This window comes from Nitrospira sp. (assembly GCA_024760545.1).
Taxonomy (GTDB): domain Bacteria; phylum Nitrospirota; class Nitrospiria; order Nitrospirales; family Nitrospiraceae; genus Nitrospira_D.
The window spans coordinates 3782823-3804444 of the sequence record CP060501.1 but is presented as its reverse complement, the minus strand read 5'-3'; the positions used below and the strand labels follow the sequence as shown (position 1 = coordinate 3804444).

At 50.5% G+C, this 21622-nt stretch carries 25 protein-coding genes and 1 tRNA gene; 11 read left to right on the top strand and 15 right to left on the bottom strand.

Annotated elements, in window-relative coordinates; all coding sequences use genetic code 11:
• Positions 1-360: 360 nt before the first annotated feature.
• Genes H8K03_17960 through H8K03_17950 form a run of 3 tightly spaced genes read right to left on the bottom strand, consistent with a single transcriptional unit; the run spans position 361 to position 2070 of the window.
• Positions 361-1542 carry a ThiF family adenylyltransferase gene (locus H8K03_17960; protein UVT19652.1) on the bottom strand — a complete coding sequence of 394 codons (1182 nt, stop codon included), beginning with the start codon at positions 1540-1542 and terminating at the stop codon, positions 361-363.
• Positions 1517-1795: a multiubiquitin domain-containing protein gene (locus H8K03_17955; GenBank protein ID UVT19651.1), complete on the bottom strand. Its 279-nt coding sequence runs from the start codon at positions 1793-1795 to the stop codon at positions 1517-1519. The genes H8K03_17960 and H8K03_17955 overlap by 26 nt, the downstream gene beginning before the upstream one ends.
• A gap of 38 nt (positions 1796-1833) precedes the next feature.
• On the bottom strand, positions 1834-2070 hold the full coding sequence (locus H8K03_17950; GenBank protein UVT19650.1) for a DUF2188 domain-containing protein: 237 nt from the start codon (positions 2068-2070) through the stop codon (positions 1834-1836).
• 134 nt (positions 2071-2204) lie between these two features.
• Here H8K03_17950 and H8K03_17945 point away from each other — a divergent pair, with 134 nt between their 5' ends.
• The 5 genes from H8K03_17945 to H8K03_17925 all read left to right on the top strand — a co-directional run bounded on the left by H8K03_17945 (position 2205) and on the right by H8K03_17925 (position 6394).
• Positions 2205-2567 carry a helix-turn-helix transcriptional regulator gene (locus H8K03_17945; GenBank protein ID UVT19649.1) on the top strand — a complete coding sequence of 121 codons (363 nt, stop codon included), beginning with the start codon at positions 2205-2207 and terminating at the stop codon, positions 2565-2567.
• 12 nt (positions 2568-2579) lie between these two features.
• A complete protein-coding gene (locus tag H8K03_17940; GenBank protein UVT19648.1) occupies positions 2580-3191 on the top strand; it encodes an ImmA/IrrE family metallo-endopeptidase in 612 nt (203 codons plus the stop codon).
• 322 nt (positions 3192-3513) lie between these two features.
• Positions 3514-4404: a sce7726 family protein gene (locus H8K03_17935; GenBank protein ID UVT22536.1), complete on the top strand. Its 891-nt coding sequence runs from the start codon at positions 3514-3516 to the stop codon at positions 4402-4404.
• Positions 4405-4408: 4 nt separating this feature from the next.
• On the top strand, positions 4409-5353 hold the full coding sequence (locus H8K03_17930; GenBank protein UVT19647.1) for a sce7725 family protein: 945 nt from the start codon (positions 4409-4411) through the stop codon (positions 5351-5353).
• 6 nt (positions 5354-5359) lie between these two features.
• Positions 5360-6394 carry an RES family NAD+ phosphorylase gene (locus H8K03_17925; protein ID UVT19646.1) on the top strand — a complete coding sequence of 345 codons (1035 nt, stop codon included), beginning with the start codon at positions 5360-5362 and terminating at the stop codon, positions 6392-6394.
• A 126-nt stretch (positions 6395-6520) separates the two neighbouring features.
• On the opposite strand, the gene H8K03_17920 is transcribed toward H8K03_17925, so the two are convergent.
• The 4 genes from H8K03_17920 to mobC form a co-directional block, all read right to left on the bottom strand.
• The gene (locus H8K03_17920) at positions 6521-6787 is read right to left on the bottom strand and encodes an N-acetyltransferase (GenBank protein UVT19645.1); all 267 of its coding nucleotides are present in this window, start codon (positions 6785-6787) and stop codon (positions 6521-6523) included.
• Positions 6787-7731 carry a hypothetical protein gene (locus tag H8K03_17915; protein UVT19644.1) on the bottom strand — a complete coding sequence of 315 codons (945 nt, stop codon included), beginning with the start codon at positions 7729-7731 and terminating at the stop codon, positions 6787-6789. The genes H8K03_17920 and H8K03_17915 overlap by 1 nt, the downstream gene beginning before the upstream one ends.
• Positions 7732-7981: 250 nt before the next feature.
• Positions 7982-8977 carry a hypothetical protein gene (locus tag H8K03_17910; protein ID UVT19643.1) on the bottom strand — a complete coding sequence of 332 codons (996 nt, stop codon included), beginning with the start codon at positions 8975-8977 and terminating at the stop codon, positions 7982-7984.
• The gene (gene mobC, locus H8K03_17905; GenBank protein UVT19642.1) at positions 8962-9513 is read right to left on the bottom strand and encodes a plasmid mobilization relaxosome protein MobC; all 552 of its coding nucleotides are present in this window, start codon (positions 9511-9513) and stop codon (positions 8962-8964) included. The genes H8K03_17910 and mobC overlap by 16 nt, the downstream gene beginning before the upstream one ends.
• A 541-nt stretch (positions 9514-10054) precedes the next feature.
• Between mobC and H8K03_17900 the strand changes: the two genes are divergently transcribed.
• A complete protein-coding gene (locus H8K03_17900; protein ID UVT19641.1) occupies positions 10055-10717 on the top strand; it encodes a hypothetical protein in 663 nt (220 codons plus the stop codon).
• Between the two features lie 90 nt (positions 10718-10807).
• On the opposite strand, the gene H8K03_17895 is transcribed toward H8K03_17900, so the two are convergent.
• The 7 genes from H8K03_17895 to H8K03_17865 form a co-directional block, all read right to left on the bottom strand.
• Positions 10808-11233, bottom strand: a complete 426-nt coding sequence (locus H8K03_17895; protein ID UVT19640.1) for a hypothetical protein — start codon at positions 11231-11233, stop codon at positions 10808-10810.
• A gap of 65 nt (positions 11234-11298) precedes the next feature.
• Positions 11299-11541, bottom strand: a complete 243-nt coding sequence (locus H8K03_17890; protein ID UVT19639.1) for a hypothetical protein — start codon at positions 11539-11541, stop codon at positions 11299-11301.
• Between the two features lie 500 nt (positions 11542-12041).
• A complete protein-coding gene (locus H8K03_17885) occupies positions 12042-12611 on the bottom strand; it encodes a PIN domain-containing protein (GenBank protein ID UVT19638.1) in 570 nt (189 codons plus the stop codon).
• A gap of 2 nt (positions 12612-12613) precedes the next feature.
• Entirely contained in the window at positions 12614-13072 is a 459-nt protein-coding gene (locus H8K03_17880; GenBank protein UVT19637.1) for a helix-turn-helix domain-containing protein, read from the bottom strand.
• Between the two features lie 188 nt (positions 13073-13260).
• On the bottom strand, positions 13261-13755 hold the full coding sequence (locus H8K03_17875; protein ID UVT22535.1) for a nucleotidyl transferase AbiEii/AbiGii toxin family protein: 495 nt from the start codon (positions 13753-13755) through the stop codon (positions 13261-13263).
• A 9-nt stretch (positions 13756-13764) separates the two neighbouring features.
• The gene (locus H8K03_17870) at positions 13765-14124 is read right to left on the bottom strand and encodes a nucleotidyl transferase AbiEii/AbiGii toxin family protein (GenBank protein UVT19636.1); all 360 of its coding nucleotides are present in this window, start codon (positions 14122-14124) and stop codon (positions 13765-13767) included.
• 7 nt (positions 14125-14131) lie between these two features.
• Positions 14132-14932, bottom strand: a complete 801-nt coding sequence (locus H8K03_17865) for a type IV toxin-antitoxin system AbiEi family antitoxin domain-containing protein (GenBank protein UVT19635.1) — start codon at positions 14930-14932, stop codon at positions 14132-14134.
• 211 nt (positions 14933-15143) lie between these two features.
• Here H8K03_17865 and H8K03_17860 point away from each other — a divergent pair, with 211 nt between their 5' ends.
• The 4 genes from H8K03_17860 (at position 15144) to H8K03_17845 (ending at position 17772) form a co-directional block, all read left to right on the top strand.
• Complete coding sequence (locus H8K03_17860; protein UVT19634.1) at positions 15144-16031, top strand: hypothetical protein; 888 nt, start codon at positions 15144-15146, stop codon at positions 16029-16031.
• Between the two features lie 343 nt (positions 16032-16374).
• Positions 16375-16584 (top strand): helix-turn-helix domain-containing protein, encoded by a 210-nt coding sequence (locus H8K03_17855; GenBank protein UVT19633.1) that lies wholly within the window; start codon positions 16375-16377, stop codon positions 16582-16584.
• The gene (locus tag H8K03_17850; GenBank protein ID UVT19632.1) at positions 16559-17668 is read left to right on the top strand and encodes a site-specific integrase; all 1110 of its coding nucleotides are present in this window, start codon (positions 16559-16561) and stop codon (positions 17666-17668) included. The genes H8K03_17855 and H8K03_17850 overlap by 26 nt, the downstream gene beginning before the upstream one ends.
• Positions 17669-17695: 27 nt before the next feature.
• Positions 17696-17772: transfer RNA gene (locus H8K03_17845), tRNA-Arg, on the top strand.
• A gap of 866 nt (positions 17773-18638) precedes the next feature.
• Here the strand turns inward: H8K03_17845 and H8K03_17840 are convergent.
• Positions 18639-18887: a DUF2934 domain-containing protein gene (locus H8K03_17840; GenBank protein UVT19631.1), complete on the bottom strand. Its 249-nt coding sequence runs from the start codon at positions 18885-18887 to the stop codon at positions 18639-18641.
• Between the two features lie 2322 nt (positions 18888-21209).
• Between H8K03_17840 and H8K03_17835 the strand changes: the two genes are divergently transcribed.
• Positions 21210-21446: a hypothetical protein gene (locus H8K03_17835; protein UVT19630.1), complete on the top strand. Its 237-nt coding sequence runs from the start codon at positions 21210-21212 to the stop codon at positions 21444-21446.
• Positions 21447-21622: the final 176 nt, after the last annotated feature.

Below are 21622 nucleotides of genomic sequence, written 5' to 3'. Positions count from 1 at the left end.
GTCCACCTATCTGACTATTTGCCCTAGCGAAGTATGCATCTCGCATCCGCTGGTCCAGCGCACGACCATATTCGATCTGCCTTTTGGTCATCGACCCGGCCCACACCACCTTGCTATTGCGAATCCAGTAATGCGACCGGCACCTAAAGCTCCAATTTCCAATAGAGGGATAAAGCGTTATGGCCCCATGGGCGATCTGCAATGACCAATCGGTCGGGCCAAAAGGTGTAACAACTTCCTCACCACAGCCACAACAGCAGCGATGTGTGGCGGTTCGGTATCGCTGCGACACATAGATAACACCGTCTTCCAAATGCTCAGGTATATACTTTACCAATTGCAACCGGAGAAAAGTCTGTCTCACATCGTGACCGTTTCGTCGCGTGTAAGCTGATGCGCATTAATCGCGTAAACCGACTGGTGTTCCTGGTAACAATCCTGATAAAAGCCGCAGAACTTCTTCCATTTTAAGACGGCGAACGCGCCGTTCAGTGCATTCAGATCGGCAACCTGAATGTTCGTGCCATATAGCTCCTCAGCAACTGCGCCTTCGAGCGACACGTGGCGCGCGAAGTGATCACGCTTTCCGGGAGTGCTGAGTGTAATCCGGCATGCTCCAACAAGGCTTGCCTGATCTTCGATCAGCTCAAGCTCCATACCGACATCAATAAACGGCATATTGTTTAATTTCAGAAACTCCGAAATCATCCTGCGAGCGGTAGGACGATCTATGCATACGAAAACAAAATCGAAGTTGGCAAGATGGCCAATGGTCTCATCGCTGATGAATTCTTGGTGTGGAATCACCCCGCGACGCAGACGACTGTATAGCGCCGTGTAATACTCAACCTTCGAAAGGTTCTGTCGCAGGTCATCCAGCGACGCTGCGCCTGGTGATCGGAAGGCATTGTGCTGAAGGAATCGGTCGCCGTCGAATAGATGGATTTCATGCACGGGCGTCTTGGCGACAAGGTCCAGCACATATGCGCCGGTCCCGCCGAGTCCGACTACGGCAATCCTCTTCATAGCGAGTTTGATGGACGCAGGTACGATGCCTGCGCGACTGGTTGCAGAATCAGCATACAGAAAAATTGAATCTTCCTCGCACGCTTCAATGGGACGAAAAGTCCGCGCCGTCACGGCGGGCTTCAGCGATCTCGCCGGATTGGAAAGGATTTCGTCGTACTGCGTAATCTTGGCGTAGTAATCGGGATAGTCGGCCTTTGCCGAGAAGCGAAAGTCCACCACCACGCCATCGCACAGAGTCTGTCTGCACTGCTGTGGCCCAAGCGCCGTAATCGGTGCGCCAGTGGCGTGGCATGGCTGTTCACCTGCAAACCACACCTGATGATCTCGCGGCTTCTGTGTAATATCATCGTTTAGCGCGAGGTCGGTGACGACGGTGCCAAAGGCCACCATCCTCCCTGACGTGACGTAAGGAACGGAGCGGACGATCAGAAACCCGCTCCGAACCTCAATCTCGTACCCCTCATCTTGCAGCCGCTTCAGGTCGGGGCTACGAGCGATCAGTTTTACGGACATTTAACACCATCCCATCCTGAACCTTGATTTCCTGACCCTCAACAAGAGAGCCGTCCTTGCCGTGCGGATTAGAATAGGTGACCGTGAATGAAACCGTTTCGGATGGCTGCTCGCAGGGGTATGCCAGATGCACAGCCTCGATGTAGGTGAGCTTATGATCTGTGATAGTTCGGCGGCGTCCGTTGACGATGATCGTAAAGGACTTTTGGTGGCCGGGTGCGTCTGCTTGATGGCTTACTTTTTCCTGGAGCATTTGCGATTACCTTTCTCAAAAGATTTTGAACAAGTCTTTTACCCGCGAGGCGGATTTGGATCACCACCGTGGCTGTCACTGCTGCCGATTCGACCGTTGAGATTATGAACTCGAAGCTCTGTGCCCTGATTGCGGCTGACCTCTCGGCCCTCGTCGATAGCTTGACGCTTTGTGTCGTGGTGACTACTGGCGCGTTCGGCTCCACCTCGCTTCACATCCCATCCGCCTTCAGGGTTATGCACTACATGATGAGTTTCGGGTCCTCGTTTTGACATTTCATCCCTCCTTTTTTGTCCGAAATAAGTGCACTCCTGTTTTAGGAACTCATCGTCCCGTAACAGTAATACTAAACTTTTTCATTGTCAAGCTACATTAGGATGGTATAATCCTAATTTAGGAGGATTTTATTGTGGGAGATATCTACGAGGATATTGGTCGGAAAATCAGAGAGCTAAGGCAGCAATACCCTAAAGGTTCTCTAAGTCAAGAAGCTTTGGCCGCCCAACTAAAAATTCCACCCAATACATTATCCAGATGGGAAACGGGGACTTATAAGCCAACCGCCGAGAATTTGGATCAACTAGCCCGGTTTTTTGAAGTCCCGATTACCATTTTCTTCCCCAATCAGAAAATAGATGACGCCCGAATTGCCGCTCTAACATCGGCTACCGGAGGTCTGAATGAGAAAGATTTTGAGGAAGTTTTACGATATGCTGAATTTCGAAAAGTTCGTAGCGCCCTAAGGCTTACAAAATCCCCTAAAAATAAATAGAGTGTAATGCCAATGTCTGAGCGCCATATATACTTTGAAAAAATGAAGGCCTTGGCCCGTCATAAACGAGAACTTTACAACATACCTACGGCTACATTGGGGTTGAGGGAAGTGCGAAAGATTTATTCTGCGGAAAGCATCCGCATAGATTATTACCGTTTACCTTATAAGATTAAAGCCTTATATATGTGCTCCGATGCAGACTATTCCGTAGCAATTCAGAAGAACTTACCTGAAGAACCTAAACTTTTTGCCTTGATTCACGAACTCAAGCACCACTACTGCGACCAAGACGATATAAACAAAGGTAAAATTAATTGCGGCGATTACAATCAAAATGAATTGATAGAGATCGGGGCTGAAGTATTTGCGGCGGAATTTCTCTATCCAGAGATTGAATTTTCTCAGGATATACAATCTTCAAAAATTTCCACTTGGACTCCAGATGCGGTCGTTATGTTTAAAAAGCACTGTAAGGCCAAAGTTAGCTACCAGTTTGTATGCAAGCGCCTAGAACGTCTTGGGTTAATATCACGCAATCAATTCAAGGACATTCAATTTCAAAAGCTGGAGTATCAAATCTTTGGCCTGCCATACCACTTGCGCCATAGATTCGCTTCATGAGTGATATCCCATGCAGCAGCGATTTCCAAAGTTCCTCCGCAACAAGTGATTGTGGCTCGCAATTAGAATGATCACCTGTTGGCTGTGTTGCTATGCGTCCGATCTTCCCTCATGCCGAGCAGTGACGTAGTTTTGCGTCGCTCGTCAATTTCGAAGCCGAAATCGGTTTGTGAAACGCAATAACATAAGGATAGTCCTGCACGTGTAGCTTTGGTAACGCTATGAAAAATAATGACAATATGATATAAGCAAGTGCGAGTTTGCGGTATGTTGCGTTAAAGTTCTTCTGAAGGCGCCACACTGAGGGCGCACTATTATGATTATGATCAACATTGCGTCAGAACAATTAGCTGCACTTTCTCGGCTCTTTTCCTCAGGAGTAGTCCGGGAAATGGCGAGAAAAGGCAGATCGCCTATCTTTGCGAGATTGGCAGCTCAGTCTGGACTCTGTCGATCATTGCCTGGATCCGATTGTGTGAGGGACCTGTTCGATACAGCGTTCGCACTACTAAAGCGCGAAGGTTATCGACATGAATATATTTATAAGACAGCGCTCACTCATAATATATTGCTCGGCATACATGGGTTAAAAAATGCTTCGATGCTAACTGAATTTCGCATACGTGAATGTAAGGCTGACGTTGCGATTCTCAATGGCACATCGACAGTTTACGAAATTAAGTCCGAACGTGATTCTCTCAGCCGGCTGGAGCGCCAAGTGGCTGCATATTCCAAAGTATTCGCCAAAGTGTATGTTGTTGCCGCTGAAGATCACGTTTGTTCGGTTCTCGGCTCAGTACCTTCGTACGTAGGCGTGATGCGCCTTAGCAAGCGCTATCAGATTTCACGGTTAAGAGAAGCATTAGATCAACCAGAGCGAACAGAACCTGAGGTAATCTTCGAGTCGATACGGACGCAAGAAGCACGCTCAATTTTACATGCTCTAGGTGTGCAAATTCCGTTGGTACCCAATACTGAACTAAACGGAGCGCTTCGAGAATTATTCATTACGTTGAAACCGCGTGAGGCACACGAAGGCATGGTGAGAGTCCTCAGGACAACACGCAATCTGCTTCCGCTCTCGGGTCTGGTTGCTCAACTTCCGTACTCACTGAAGACGGCAGCCCTCTCCGTACCTCTTCGAAAGCTAGACCATGCAAGACTCGTTTCGGCAGTGAACACGCCTTTGAAAGACTCATTGGTCTGGGCATAAGCGCATGTATCATCCTTACTTTCGCGGAAAACAGTATGAACTGATAACGATAAGAGAAATGGCCGCTATTTTTCAGGAGGCGGAGTTTTGTCCGATAATTGAACCAGTCAAGGAAACCTTGAATGGGCTTAACAGAACGTTAAAAGCTGTTGCAGAGGTCGAGGGACGTGCAATCGTCATTGTAAATCCACACCATGGTGATCTGTCAGAATCAGGGGAACCATTGACAGAACTCTTACAGGAGGAATTTCTTAACTTACCTGGAATATCAGCGGGAATTCTTCTCAAGCCCAACATGTCAGTTGCCGAAGCGCTTGAATGTTTCGAAGATCACTCTGACCACTCACCTTGTTTCATACATGCGGGCTTTACCGATGCCAAAACTTTGTCGGCCAAGTTAGGCCAGTCGATGAAAGACCAATGCCATATCTTTGTTGATCGCTTTTGCGGAAAACTTTACCAAAAACATTTCAAACAAGCACACAGAGTGCTCTTAAGAGATGGCTTTCAAAAAAAGCGAAATCGAGATTATGAAGAACTTGAGTTTTTTTCCGACCTTCACGTTACCTACACGGATGAAGGCATGGATGGATTCGGCGATTTTCTAATCGTTGGTGATGATTACAGCGAAACTGGGGGACCAGCCTATGCAGTCGCAATCCATCTTACATTCATAGACTCAGAGAAAGATGATGCAATGCAGATTTATCATTTCGTTTCGGATCGACAGGATACGCCCCAAGACCCCGCAGGGAAATTTGCTGAGGCGCTGGAAAAGATGATCTCGATTCTGAAGAAAAAGCACTCCAAGATAGAGGAGACATCGGCAGTCCAAGAGTTTCGCGAGCTTCACCGGCGAGGGCATTTTCCTGGTTTGGGATATATCAAGAAACTTTCGATGAATCATCACATCGAGACGCTTGCCCTCTACTTCAATCCGGCGACTTAGCTCGCCATGAAGTGTTGTCCGGAATGCTTCGGTGATCGCGGTCTTCGCCACAACATCTTCCCCCTTTTCTTGCCAGCGAAAGGCAAATGTTCGTTCTGCGCAGCAGAGAGCCAGCCGCTCCTAAACCCAACGCAGTTGCAAGAATATTTTGAGCTATTGGTAAGTGCGTACCGCTCGGATGCAACTGGCAAGTTACTTGTCCATTGGTTTCGGGAGGATTGGGGTTTGTTTGCGAACTCGCCTATGAATGATTCAAAAGCTAAGGAGCTCCTGAGTGAGGTGTTAGATGACGGTGATATTGTAAGGAAATCCTTTCTGCCTTCCGAAATGGTTGACAAAGATAGATTGAGCGAGTGGGAAAAACTTCGGGAAGAATTGATGTATCGAAACCGTTTTTTCCCCGATGTGGAACTCGACGAAGAGCGGTTGAAAAACCTTCTTGCTCATCTAAGCGTCACAGTGGGAGAAGTTCCCGACGTGTGGTATAGAGCGAGAATATCAACTGAAGATGTTCCATTTCCGATTGAAAAGATGGGTGCGCCAGATAGAAGGATTGCCACGCACGGACGTGCGAATCCCGCAGGAATCCCCTACTTATATTTGGGTTCGAATCCAAAAACTGCCGTATCTGAAATTAGGCCTCACACAGGCGAAAGAGCTTGCGTGGCCGATTTTAGAACTCCTTCTGACCTTAAGCTCGTTGATCTACGTGCACCACGGAGGACGGTGTCCCCATTTCTGCTAGCCGATGCGCTTGATATCCAAAGAATGAGAAACGATTTGCCATTTCTTGAGCGGCTAGGCTTAGAATTGACCACGCCCGTCCTTCCTCAGGCAGCGGCTGTTGACTATACTCCTAGCCAATTTTTGTGTGAGTTCGTTAAGCGGTGTAGCTACGATGGAGTCATTTATCGCAGCTCGGTGAGCGATGGAATGAATTTGGCCCTTTTTTACCCAGCGAAAGCCAAACCCGGTGCTGTCGTTGAATACTCGGTCACTAACGTCACTGTAGCCGTCTCCGAGATAAGAACTGTTTTGTAAGGTCTCAAACAGTTGGATTTATTCTAACCAAGGAGTAGCGCACGTCTCGGCGAGCGGCCCGTTTAAGAATGACGATTACGGGTACTAATCAGAAACCAAATACTGATACTCGCTATGCCGCCGAAGTCAACTTGCGGCATAGCCGCATATGGGCACGGCCTTCAGTTTTTCCACGCGCACAACATCCATCAACTTACTCATGAATTCTCCGACCGCCCCCTTGCCGCGTAACTCTTGTGGCGCGAAAACGTAATTAATGTAAAGCTTGTTCTTATCCTTGCTGACATTGGCGTAAACCACCAGGTTGGCGAACGGCATTGCATAGCGTTCTTCGGTCTCATTATTGAATACTTGATTGTTAGCACTTACGGATTTACTATTCCTGTTGAGCATTAATCTACTCTCTCCGGTTGATCTTTCTGGGCGTGACTGACATTTATTCGAGGGGGTTTGGCTCCGACAAGAAGAAACACAGCTTTTTCTCCTAGCTTAGAAATTCCCGGAGGGACAACAAATTCTTTGGCTTCGTTTCGTACGGCTAGGCGTCCATCAATTTTAAGAGAAGTTGTCAGTGCGCTAACAAAGTCTTGTTCCTCAGCAGGTCCTCTCAAGATCACCCCGGTCCAGAACGATCCCGTTGTTAACAATCCAGCAACACTATCTTCAACTAAAATGCCGGCTCCCCGCAGGATAGAGATTATTTGCATCGCCAGCACTCCACCCTCCACATCTAAAGAGTAGGATACGACGGCTACACTTCGGCCCCTGAAGCGGCTAAGCGAATTGATGATGGTCTTTTCTTGCTCTCTGTCGAGGCGGCGTGGCGCTACTTGTGCCTCAAGCTTAACTCTTTCAAGCCGTTCTTGTTCGGCGATTTGTTTTGCCTCCTCAGCACGTGCGTTAGCTGTTGCTATCACAGATTCAAACTTTCGAGCCTGGGCTTCTGCGTCCTTTGCGGCTTTATAGGCAGTAGCCACCCTCTCCTCTACCTTTGCCGTACGCTCTCTTGCTTCTTCGAGGCGTATTTGCGCCTCGGCGGCGGTGGCCATAGCGTGTCCAGCTTCAGTTTGGGCATTGGCGACTTGCTTATTTAGAATTGCGATTATCTGGCCGTTTGTGTTTGACAGATTCCACGTTGCGGCAAGTCCACCTACTGAGCCGAGGATGACTACTAAAGGAGCTACTTTTTCAATGCTAGTTTCCTGTGTAGTTTTAATCACAGTGGTCCAGCTCGCGAAGAACTCGGCAAATGCGCCAAGCGTAGCGATAATGAGAGACCCGCGTAAAACCCAGTCCCACATGATGCCAGCTGCTTCTAAATCGGAGATTTCCGACACAAATCCTACTAAAACGAAATTCCTGTTTCGTGATCAGAGATCAATTGTAGCCTAGTCCACAACGGACAGAAATACACCTGGAATGAGATCCGAAGTTCGGATTCATGGGGAGCTGCCAAGGGGAGAGCCAACATCTCCCTCGGGTCGAGGGTTCCACATGGGAGCGAGGTCCCCTTGGTCGTGGGGTGTTGGGGGGCTCAAGACAATACCTTTCGGAAACTAGGGATCAAGAAACGGATAGTGCAGGTCCTTAAGAAGATCGGTCGCGCTCCGGCGAACGAGTCTTTGAGACGTCCTGCGAACGCTCACCCAAGTAACGGACCAGGTCTGCCGCCAGTTGTCGATCCTCTCCACGATCTGACCGAGCTAATACTCGCATCACCTGCTCATAATTCCACATGACTTCCTGAGCTTGTGCAGGTCGGCGCGTTGTGCGCTTCAACCGCTCTAGCGACCTCGCTTTATCGCTCGATTCATGCAGATGCCGCACCGTCCAGCGTTCCCGATTCCTACGGTGGAGGCGACTGGTCGTGGTGGCCTCAATGCCATGCTCTCGTAAGGCCTTCGCAAATCCCTCTCGCCAGCGTTGCAGATCTACCTTTCTGGGATTTAAGCGGACCCCATTGAGGCCCGCGGCTTTCACCGTAAGGTGGACATGCGGATGCGGAGAGGGGTTCGGGTCCGGATCGGTCTCGAATGTGTGGAGAACCATTGCGTATTGAAACCCTGAGAACTCCCGCGTCGCAAAGTCACGCGCCGCCCGTTGAACCGAGAGTGGATCGGTCCGTGCCGGCATGGAGAGAACGAGATGAAAGGCATCGCGCATCGTCGAGTCTGCGGCAATCGGCATGCCGCCGTCGCGCCATTCGGTCTTCAGATCCGCCACGGCATCCTTCCCGTGGATCACCTGGCCGTCCTGATCCTCGATCTCGAGTTGGCCATCACGCGAAATGTAGGTGAGGTTATTGGAGATCCCCTTCATACCCTTCGGCGCCTTGACGAGTTTTACCACCACTTGTGGCGCATGGCGGACCATGGCCTGCAGTTTCTGCCGCACATAGGTCGCACGAGCCTGCGGCGTACTGAGCCGCCCGCCGGTACTTACGGGCTTGGCTGAGCCAAGAGGATTGCACTTGCTGCTACGCGGCCGCGGTAGGGTCTCGGTTGAGACATTAAAGAGCCGACTCCCCCACTCATCGAGCTTCTCGTCGATCCGGTTGGTTGGCGGGGTCACTGAAGGTGCCATCGCTCCACGGTCCCGCGTAAGACATCGGACACCTTCTTCGTATGAGCCTGGATCACGCGAGAAAGTTCGGTGACGACCTCAACCCGAAACGCTGTCCTGTTTTGAGGCGCAGTATTCAGAACTTTCGCAATCTGGTTCAGGTTCCTCCCCAAGGCGAGGAGTTGCTGATTCGACCGGGCCAATGTCTCCAGTTCCGACTGTCCGACCTGCGGCTGCCCGGACAACTTAGCGCGCACCATCGCCACTACCCATTTCGTCGGCACGTAGCCTTCGTGACCGGCCATGCGCTTCAGAGCGGCAAGCTCTGAGGTCGTCAGGTTCAGTTCGATGCGAGCGGTGGCTCGTTCTCGCTTGGGCATGACCCGCAGCCGAGGTGCAGGAGCCCGCGTTGCTCTCCGATCCATGGCCTGCCGAAGGGCGTTCCGCAACGCATGGCTCGGCGTGACGCCGCGGTCCTGACACCAGGTATGCCATGGCGCTTTCAGTTCACCCAGATCCACCGTGATCGTGGTCGTCCGTTTGGCCGTCTGCCCCATCAGCTCACCTGCACCAGCCCAAGTTGAGACGCTTCACACCAATTACCAACGTGTGCCTGATTCTGTTCATCGGAGGAGAGTCCGGGCGCGGTGATCCGGGGGTAAAAGAACATAGGCAAAACGATACAAGAAATGTAAGACAACTACGGGCAACAGCCATATCCTGCAACCTCTTAAAATCGATCTCTCTCACGCTTTCCAAGGACACCAGGACCGCGCCTGGATCACTCGTCGATGGACCTTCCGTCAAGCGGGCATGCCGGCATCGTCTCGCGTTGTGTTCCCCGTTTTCTTTCCCCCAATGGAGGGGGATTACCCTCTTGTTATACTGAGAACGGGTGCAACACCCTCTACCTTTCGCTCTCGGGTTGAGGCGACAACCATGCGCACGACATGGCCGAACACGATGAAATGCCTTCTGACAGTCTGTTTGATGAGTGGGCTCGTTGCATGTGGCAACCTGGCCAATTGCATAAATAGTGGGTTCGCTTCCGTCGCCTGTGGGGGTGGAGGCGGGTATGGCGAAAGTCACCCTTCTTCTATGCCGCAGCCAACAGCCCCATCACCTGAAGGTCGCTGGACGGGCGCGACTCCCACGAGTCGCACAGTCCGTGGACTGGTCCTCGATGACGGCTCCTATTGGGTCTTCTATGCGGCAAGAAACAATCCCACCGTTCTGGCTGGACTGGTTCAGGGCACTGGCACGTCGCACTCCGGCTCCTTCGGTTCCTCGAACACCAGGGATTTCAATTTGGAAGGCGCGGGCATTCGTGGTGCGACAATGAGTGGCACCTATGGTCTGAAAGAGAGCTTTCGCGGGACGATCGCGTATTTCAATGGCGACACAGAGAGCTTTACGACTACGTACGATGCGGACTCTGAGTCGGCCCCGAATCTGAATCTGGTAGCCGGGAATTATGCTGGGCTCCGTGCGGACAACCACACGGTCACGGTGACCGTAGACTCAGCAGGGACTTTTTCAGGTCATTCAACAGATGGATGCGCCTTTGCTGGCACCCTATCTCCTCGTGCAAAGGGAAATGTGTTTCATACCTCGGTGACATTCGGAGGTGGCGCCTGTTCCCATGGAGCCGACACAGTCAACGGGGTGGCCTTTTACGATGCACCAACACACCGGCTGTACAGTGCGGCCCTCAACAGTGCCAGGACCACCAGCTTCATTTTTATCGGCACGAAGCGATAAGCCTCACTGGCTCCGTGTTGTATCAGGGTTTCATTTTGTTGACGGCGCATGATCTCTTCACATTATGCCTCGTGAAATGGATTGAAGAGATCACAGCGATAAAATCTCTCGAATGGCGGTGGCCCCAAAGAATCCCTGAACTCTGAGCGTGGCAAACCAGGTCGTGGCAAACGTCTTCAACTCCTGTTTCAGCGTGGGAAACACGTGGGTGCGTCTGCCAGCCTCGTTATAGCGATAGACTTCTTGCGAGATCCCCAGGTAGTCGTTCCTAAAGGACACCGGTTCGGCTGCCACACCGTCGGGTACGTTATGGAACAGGAACACCATGTCGGGATCGCGCATCAGATCGCCGTTCTGTTCGCCATAATGGCAGAGGGACACCAAGCGGTGTCCCTCTTCACTGGATCCAATCTCCTCGACCGATAGCGGCATATAACCAGGTACTGAGATACGCACCGCGCGTGCGCCGGCGAGTAGCTCGTCCAGGAGCTTCGCGCATTCCAGATATGTTTCCATCGAATTTCTCCTTTCTTCGGATTCAGGAAGCCCCCGGCGCGAGGGCCGGAGGCTTCCCGTGACGGTCAGCGACCTGACCGCTCGGTGACCCAGAGTTTCGCCTGTTGGGCGACAGCCACGAGCGCGTCAAGGTCCGCCAGGCCGAAGGATTCGGAATTCTTCCAGACTCCATCCTGGCCCTTGTACGAGCGGGCTACGGTCACGTTGTAGAACGGGCCTTTTACGCCCTCGTTCTTCCAGATACTTGCCTTGATGCTGCTGCATCGCAGCGTGGTGACCGGCTTGGATTTGTGTTCTTGAGTTGCCATGTGTTGTCTCCTTTGGTTTGAGTTGTTGTGTTGGCCTCTCACTAGGCGTGGAGGCCACACAGCGACGACAAAGGAGACAGAGAGGCCGCCGCATCCTGGCGGACCGGCGGGCGCGATGCGGAGGAATGCGCGCGCAAGGGAGCCGCCTCAGTGGCGGCCCGCGGGCATGATCGACGCAGCCCGCCGGAGGAAAGCCAGGACGAAGGCCGCATGCACACAGGCAATAACCAATAAACCGGCTCTCACGCACGGAGAGCACAGCACGATCAGAGAATGGACACGAGGAGTACAGGTCCTGTGTTCACATGTTGACCAACGCTCGCCCGTTTGTCGATGTGAAGGATGATCAATGGGTCAGCTTCGAACTTAGTTTGACGCGGCTGTCGGCCGGCAGGCAACCAACTACGCGTCAGATGGTTACAGAACACAGTTGCATGCTGAACGGCTCTCGCGAGCTTGCCGGGGGAAACACCACCATTGTGCTGAAAGATGGGATCAGATCAGAGACGAACCGCGTAGGGACGAAGCGCCGCCACGAATTGTGACAAGGACTGGCGTTCAAGCGTCTCGAGGTATTCAGCCGTGGTCTTTGGAGGATGTTTGAGCCTCGCCCGATGCGTTCTGGCAGCGGCACAGACGATGCTCGGTGCCAGATTGAAGAGGTGTAGCAGAAACTCATCGGGATGTTGGGGCGTGATGCCGTATTTCTGGAGTTCCTTATCGGGAAAGTCCGCAAGATTGTAGGTGACAATCACGTCAGCCCTCCCGCGAATGGCGGCCGCCAGGACATGCCGATCATTCGGGTCTGGTAGGGTGAGGGATGGAATCAACTCCTGAAAATCCTCAACGAGGCAGTCGCGAACATGGTCATCCATGAGGTCTCTCGTGCGCCGGAGCTGCGCAACGGTGAGATCTGATCGATGCTCAAGTACCGCCCGTATCCACTCGTCATGAATGTGTGAGGACCATTTGGCGCGAAATAGATCCGTTACAGCGAGTTCGAGGAGCAGATCACGAAGAGGAGCGGGATACAGGACGCAGGCATCGTAGAGCGCGGTGAAGGTGGCCACATTCAATAGCCCATCTTCAGCGCTTGCGCGTCTTGGGTCAGTTGATCGAGGACACCACGGCGGTCCGCATCGATCTGATGTTTGTAACGCATGAGATCCGCGAAGAGAATGCGCCGGTGGGTGCCAACCTTACGGTAGGGGATTTTCTGCTCGGCTAACAGATTCACGAGGAACGGACGGGACACATTCAGCACGTCGGCGGCTTCTTGCGTCGTGAGTTCGGCATGGACCGGAATCAGTGTGACGGCATTGCCCGCCGACATTTCGTCAAGGATGGTGAATAGGAGGTGCACAGCCGAAGGAGGCAAAAACAGACGTTCAGGGGTTTTCCGCTTCTGAATAATCTGAACGTGGAAATCCATGGATGGGTCTTGGTGCGATGCCAGGGCTTGTAGCGCTTTCTTCGCGAGCGCTGCGTCCTCAGCGGTCGGCACAATCGGTTCTCTGGTTAAAGTAGCCATGGATTCGCTCCTCTCTTCCCAGAAGGTAGTATAGCAGCCAATCGAAATAAGCGCAATAATCGAAACAAGTGAAATAATATGCAGGTTTCTGTGGTTGTGCGGTATGCAGGTTAATTTGGTAGGCGTGGAGATTTGATATAGTTATATTTAGCTCAGACTCATCTGAGTATTGAGAAGGCAAGATTTCGTCATGCCACTATTCTAGCCATGTGCGTAACAGTTTCATAAGCACGAGCTAAGGAAAACTCTGAAAAGTCTTTTTCTCGAAGTACTGGTTTTAATCGTCCATCCATTTGATTTCGTAGCTCGGCCAAGCGACTTTCGCCTACATCAATAGGACCATTGCCAGGCACATGGATTTTACTTTTGACCAATGTTCTTAATTCCAAGTCTTGGCTCCTGATCGCATATTGCCTCATAAGATAATCCAAGTCGTAAAAGTCACGGATGGCGACTTCCCTTCTTGTCAATGCAGCTCGAAACTTCTCTGCGAGCGCTTCAATTCGCGATATGCAACTTACTGATACAGGAGCGATCAATGAAGCGTTGGACACTGGATCTATCATAAGCGTTCTAGCTTTACCGCTCACCGTTGCGGTGAGTAATGGTTCGCGAAGACTAATCTCAATGCGAATATTGTCCTTCTGCCCATCAAGAACTGAAATATACCCGATGGCACCCAGATACTCCGCTCAATTATTGGCCCCCTGCATTGGTTCTGTAATTGAAAAACATCCTAGAGAATCTGGGAGATTGTCAATTGTTTGCTTCAGGCGAGCAACTTTCCTGCTCCGCTCTGCTCTCGATGAATCGACAGGCATTGAAATGGCAAAATCAAGGTCTTCACTCATCCTAAAGAAATCGCCGTGGACCTTTGCGAGACACGTGCCCCCTTTGAACACCAGATCTTGTCCAGCTGCTATGGCTAACTGTTCCAGTAGTACGCTGCAATAATAGTCCTTCTCAATGAGGCGAGCCGCAAAAGCCGTTTCTGCAGCGGTAAGATTTATCGCGTCCTTAAATAATAGTTCGTCTTCGTGAAGAGTTATCACGCGAGCCTCATGCCGTTTCGTTTATCAATACACCCCATCGCCGATTCACTATTCCTCTTTTGGGACGACTGGGAATCCACGAAATCAAACTTGTTGTTGGCTTCAATGCCGAATTTAGTCTGCTAAGAAGTAATGCTCCTACACCTTCCTTTTCTAAGATAACGCCCATGCGACGGATTGTCCCTGTATCACCATATTGCAATGTGATATTTACCAAATCACCTGGACTGACCCGTTTCATTTTGAGTTCTCTGCGAATCCAATCGTAAGCGCGGGGTAAACTATTGAATCGCGACCAATCATATACAGCATCTACAAGGGTCCGGACTCGTGATGCATATACCAAATTTATGTTTTCTTCTGTATGGATTTCCTCAGTTGAACCTAGCCGCTTGTTGGCAACCTTGATAAGCGATAATGCAATTGGCCCAACCTTTCTTTCACCTGAAATACGGTTGTTGTAGACATATGTTCGGTTGGGTATTTGTTCATCAAACCCATAGCGGTGAAATGCATTTGGTCCGCATATTTGATAAGACCCACCTCTATCCTTGATTAAGGTATCAATCGCGAGGACCTCACTTGGGCTCCATTTCCCACCTAAGGGCAGCCGTTGCGGCACAAGATATAATCCGCGTGACACACGGGCAATCATTCCTGCGCGAGTAAGCCTAGAAAGAAGCTCGCGCTCTTGCTTTGGAGAAAGGCGCAAGGATTTTGACATCTCACCAGTGCGTATTGTGTTCTTGCCACGTAACTGAGCATAAGCGAGAAGCTGCCTTTCATAACGACCTAGATTTTTTTTCATGGATGTACTCTATTTTAAGCAAATTGCCTGCTGGGCAATATACATGAAATATAGTGCAACTCAAGGGATCTCTCCCATGCAGGCATTCCAAGGTATATATACCTTGGAATGCTTGGCGACCTAAAAAGCGCGTCGATGGGAGACAGGTATATATACCTGTCTCCCGCCAAAGAATAGTATTGTAACTCATAACTAAAGCCAATTCTGTGAGATGACCGACCTCCAAAGAAAAATTATAACCAAAACCCAGGAAATAATTCTGCGATCACCGAAGCGTATCTACACAAAGGCAGAATTAGAAACCCTATACCAGGACGTTTTTTTTGAGCTTTCCGAAGAACGTAGATACCCACAGCATTCCCGCGAAAGATTTGTCAGCCTAATTCTTGAGCAAGAATTATTCAAAATACTTACCCTCAATTCCCCATATGAGAATACCCCGATACGATATGCTCATGGCGATGCTTCTCGTTACGAACTAGCTTTCTCAATTCACAAAAATGCATACCTGAGCCACGGAACTGCCGCATTTCTAAATGGTCTGACCACAGAGGAATCCTCAACAATCTACGTGAATAAAGAGCAATCTTCCAAGCCGCGATCGGAAAGCCAACTTACTCAGCAGGCGTTGAATTTAGCCTTCTCGCGAGAACAACGGCGGTCAAAATTTATTCTACGCCATGGTAGTACGAGAATAACTCTTTTAAGTGGGAAGAACACGAACAGGCTCGGTGTGCAGCAGGGTAGAGGGAAGCATGGAGAACTCCTCGAATGGACGGAAGTTGAAAGAACACTCATTGATATTACAGTTCGTCCTGGATATGCGGGTGGTATAAACAAGGTAATGCAATGTTATAAGGCAGCTCGTAAGACAGTCCAGTCAACTGAGTTAATCAGGATACTGAAGGCTTTAGATTATGTGTATCCTTATCATCAAGCAATAGGGTTCTATCTCCAAATGGCTGGGCTTGAGGAAGAATCTTGGTCTGCACTCAGGGCCCAGGGACTGCGGTATGATTTCTACTTGATACATGGAGCCAAAACACTGAAATATGATCCTTATTGGAGAATTTTTTATCCTGCCGATCTCAGCATCTAAGTTCTAACTTTTCAAAAATGAGCTTCTTCCTGGTTAAACGGTATTCTCTATTTGCCGTGACGTGAATGTATGTAATTCGGACCCCAAGATGAAGCTACCGACGCCTCAGACCTAACTCATCCGACACTTCGCCTTCCCGCAAACGCAGATGAGTACCCCCTCGAGACGCGGGCATACCCGCCCCCCACACTCCTTTCCTCTGTGCGGCCTCCCCTACCTTTTCGGTATGGCCAAAACTTCTGAACTCTCTCATAAGTGCCAGTCCCGAGAGCTGTGCCGAGGCGTCGGTCGGATCACTCGACCTCATTGGTGGCACATGATGGAAAGGCCTATCTGAAGAGCCATGAACAATCTTTTGACAATGGATGAAGCCGCGAAGTATTTAGGTATCTCAAAATTGACCCTGTACGGATGGGTCTCCGCGAGGAAACTGGGGTATGTTAAAATCGGGCGACTTGTGAAGTTTAAGCAGACTCAGCTGGACGCATGGATCGATCAGCACACGATCACACCACGGAGAGACAGCCATGGGACTAACCAAGCGGCGCGATAGTTACTATGTTGAGTTCCGTGTGATTGAGAATGAGGATGGCAAATCGTGGATCCTCGCCAGTGGCGTACCCGGAGCCAAAAAGAAGCGATGGAAAGTGGGGTGCCTGAACAAGACAATCGCTCGCGAGATGGAAGCCGCGATCAAAACCCGTTTGCTCTTGGGCCACGAGAAAACCGAACAGGCTAAGCCGATTCTCTTCAAGGAATGGGCAACTGCCTATCTGAATCTCGAATCAATCAAGGCTCTTCGCAGCTACCAAGACCGACTCGAAATCGTGGAGCGGCAGCTAATCCCGTTCTTCGGTGGAAAGGTCTTAACGGAGATTAAGCCTCATGATGTCGAAGCCTTCCGAGCACAACGTAAGAAGAAGGATGGAACAAAGCCCACTATTCAGACTGTGAACAATGACCATGTTGTACTCAAACATTGTCTGAACGTGGCAATCCGACGGGGGCTCTTACAGGTCAACCCCGCTACCAGGGTTCCGCTTCCTGATCCACAGAACGCCAGAGATAGAGTGTTGACTGAAGAAGAATGGAGCAAACTCTACGATGTCGCAAAGGGACATCTAAAGCCTGTCCTGTTACTCGCCTATCAGCTGGGCCAGAGATTTGGTGAGATTGTCGGACTGACATGGGACCGTGTTGATCTCAAGAGGGGCTTTATTACACTTCGCAGTCAGGATACGAAGACTAAGAAGCCTCGCCAAGTCCCAATGACTCCAGATATACGAGTGGCCCTTCAACGCCTGTCGAAAATCCGTTCACTCTCAACACGTCATGTCTTCACGTTCAGAGGCAAACCTATACAACGCATCAGCCGGTCTTTTCGCACAACCTTACGAGATGCCGGAATTACCGACTTTAGGTTCCATGATCTTCGACATTGTGCGTCTACGAACTTGCGAAGGGCTGGAGTGGATACAGCGACCGCGATGAAGATCGTTGGTCATAAGTCTGAGAAGATGTGGAAGCGTTATAATGCAATCGAGGAGCGCGACTTGGTTCAGGCAGCGCTGAAAGTTCAAAAATACCTCCAAGAGAACACGCCGGGAACACTTGACCCTATGACCGAGAGTCTGTAGAACTGTAAGTCATTGAAATTTGGCCTCGCCCCCGTAGCTCAGTTGGATAGAGCAGCGGTTTCCTAAACCGCGGGTCGTACGTTCAATTCGTATCGGGGGCACCAAATTTCAATTGCTTAGGCTGCTGCCCTCCTTCTCCACCCCTCTACTGTGCTCGAAATTGTGCTCAAACTAGGGCAGAACTCTTCTCTGTAACCGAACGGTATGAGTGATTTTTAGGAAATAGAAGAGGAAAGTAGATAGCGCCCGGTTCTTTAAGGCTCTACCGCAATACTTTCCTGAGGCCACAACATTCTATGCAGAGGGGGCAGCGATATCTGATGACGTTGAAAAATGTTACGAGGCTCACAAGGAGGATGGTGCATACCTGCCCCAAGCTCAAACCGTTTGGCCAGTATCCAAAAAGTTCCGGTGTAAATTTTCAGCAAGGTTAATGGAAACACTCGCCGAGTTCGCCCAAGATCACGCCGAACCCGAACTACTTGATCACCTGTCGCTATACAAAGAAGCTGAAGCTCTGATCTTTTGGCATGATGCGTTCGCAAATGTATTGCTCATTTCACGCTCGACCTCGGAAGAAGTCATAGCGCAACTTGCGCTAGAGTTAGGGCTTCGATACCGGTAGCGACAAGTTGGACACGCTATCAGTTGCTTCTAATTGAGTCTGCGCTATTCTTAAGTCTACTCCTGTCACAATAATCATACCGATCAAAAACTGATCGCGTTCTGTGACCCGATATGGCCATTGCAACCCGTTCACTAATTCCAGCGCGCACCACATTACGCACCGCTGTACGACGAAGATCGTGAAATAGATTCTCCTTGAGCCCTACTCGATCACAAGATGTCCGCCAGGTGTTTTTCGAAACGCGTTTCAGGCTTGCGCAGTACCCTGCTGGCGTTGGAACAATCGCGGCACACCGTGTTGTACTGTATCAAGCTGAGCAGTTGATTGAATTGGTATTCGGTGCTACACGGGAAATGTGTGGTTCAGAATCTCCCGTTCCGCATCCAGCCAGTCTTGCTCTGCACAGCTCTCACGGCGACCCCGCTCAACGTACAGATAATACGCTCGTACGGTGATACGCGCATGCAAATCGTCAAACGTCGGTTGCTTCTTTGGCACCGCCGTCCCAGCCGATGATTGCTCCTGGGTTCGACTTCCCTTGGGAATGGCCGGTGTGTTCTTTGTTCGCTGCTTCGAAGGTTGCGTTTTCATCGACGATCTCCTTTGGAAATGGAATACTCAACGTGCCCACTGACACTGTACAACCATAGCAGAGGGTTCCCCCAGGAAATAGGGATGTTTGGACCGGGAGCTGGACAGAATACAGCCCTCCTCCTCAGGGCCTCAGCATGACTACTCCCTTTGTTCATGGTGGTGCCTGAGATAACAAACTAGACGTCGAGTTCCCTAAACAGGCCCACCCATCCGCCTGCCGACAACGCCGTTCATTTTGTCCTGGTGTTGCAGAGGGAATATGGGTCCCAAGATTGTGCCGGTGGGGGGTCAACCGATCAGGCCTGGATGGCCGGTGTTAATACGGTGTTAGCGCGAGCGACAAAGCGGACTGAAATGAGATGAATTGGTGCGAAGTCACCCTACAACGAAATGGGCTATGTGATTGAAGGAAGGCGGGATTGTCCAAATCTTCATGGACTTGAGCAATCCCCTTTCACTGCTTTCTAAACTGCGGGTCGTACGTTCAATTCGTATCGGGGACATCAATCTTTCAAGCGGTTACGGAAACAAAAACTTCGCTCGAAGAGGCAGGTGTTAATACCGTGTTGGTTTGCAGATACGTGTTGAGTTTGCTAGCTGCCTTGGCGTGCCATACCATTCAATCATTGCCTGCCATTGTATGGCAGAGATGACGGACATTCCGGAGGATCCATATTTACGGAGTTTCTATTATAGATTTATAAAGAACACCTACGGTGATCGCGTTATCTCAGTTGATAGGTGGGAGATCAGGTACTAACTTGACAAGCTCGGCCGAGCCTACTTCGGCCTGTGCTAATTCTTCTGCTTGGTTCCCGCCAACGGGCGACGGGCGAGTGCATGGTGGGTGAATGGTGTCATTCCCCATTGGCCTGCACCGGGCCGTGGCAGATACCCTGATCATAACTCGTGATCTTGCCTCTGCTGATTATTCAACACTGAGGGTGCAGGTTCTCCTGAATAACCAACAGTAAGCCTTATGGCTATTTGAGGGGTATCGGTCTAGCCGCGACCTTGGAACAGTTCTACCCGGTTATTGAAACGAAATGTATCTCACCGCGAGAACCGGCTGAGCGGTTATGCTTAGCTGACCTCTCACCCCATTCACGCTCATGGCGAAGGCTCCTGAACGATATGAACCGCTCCGTCTACTTACGCCATGCAGCTACCATGATGTACGTCAGTCCCACAATTGAGCTCACTAGGATCGCTTCGATTATTCCTGGCATATTGGCGGTTACTCCTTTCCTATGATGACTGCTACGGAACGCTATGCTGAATTGTGCAGTTTCTATGCCCAGGATACTGACAGGAGCCAGGGGGATATCTCAGCTTAAAACGTCGATATGAGGAAGATGGGCACAGCGACGGGAGTGCTAATCAGGCGGAGACAAACGCTTCCCTTGATGGCTCAATATGCTTCTGACCTTCACCGGCAATGTTTGAAAATGTCCGTGTTCTTATCCGTATCATTTGCTCAAGCAGCTAACCCTACACATCTGCCAGGTTTTTCGCCAAGGCCTGAACCGTCAACGACGCATTCCCTTCGCCGCATTGCCGTCCTTCAGACCCTAATCTCAAATGCTTGATTCGCTCCCAGCAGAATTAGTGTCAAAAACAGAGCTAACATCTAGTTGTTACCGCTATGGCACTTCTTGTAGGGTCCGCCAAACGCTGACCAGTTACCGACAAGGGTCGCTCCTTAGCTTGCACGATGAAATTAAGCACTTTATGGCGGGTTCGGAAGTCCTACTCGAGGGGTGTCCTCGAGGTAGATCTGATTTGGCACTATCTGTGTCAGATTGACAAGAAGTTTCCCGCCCGTCCTACCTCCTCCAGGTAGGCTCAGCAAGCATGACGGTGAAGATTGGAATATCCCCCTCCAGGTGGGTCAACCTGTGAACTGATTAACACATAAGACCAATCCGGAGTTGTTTATGGAAAGTACGATGATCCCGGCGATTCTGCAGCATCCCAATATGAGGATTGAGGTTGGGGCAGACAGCGGGATCACGATTACGGGAAAACAGCCTTAGCGAGCACTCCGACCACTTTATGGTCATCCCATGGCGAGAATTTTACTATGCTGGCTACATCATCACATTGACACCCCTGCGACAAGCGAATGGGCGATGGAGATGCCAGTATTCAATCCTTGTGGAAGCTCTTGACTCCCGGCCTCATCCAAAACAAGGACATGCTGAAGGGGACTTCGATACGTCCCTTGAGGCCGAGATAGCGGCATTGAAAGCTGCCAAGGGTCAAATTGATTCTGGGGTTTAGCCGTTCTATTCACTACCGTGCTCAAGGTCAATCGACATGACCCGAGCAGTATCCTACAAAGGATTCAGTATTCGACCCGCACCCCAGCATCTCGCGGAGAGCGGCATGTGGGGATTGAACCTGTTCATTTCATGGTCCACTCACAACCAAGAACACACTCTTCATTTCTTCAAAGACGAAGCGTACGCGAGTAAGGATGAAGCCGAGGTCATCTGTATTCACTACGGCAAACTCATCATTGACGGTGAGATTCCTGGAGCTTCGGTTGGATAGCCACGCCGGTACGCTGAAGCCGCTTTCGTCTCAAGATTTGACTGGATTGGTCATGGTTCCCGTAGGAACAATGAATCCATTTGGGTTCTACATGTATCCAAATGATCCACTTCATCGCACGTCTTGTTACCAGACATACGACAATACGTGTGAATGCATACTCTTCCCGCGCAATC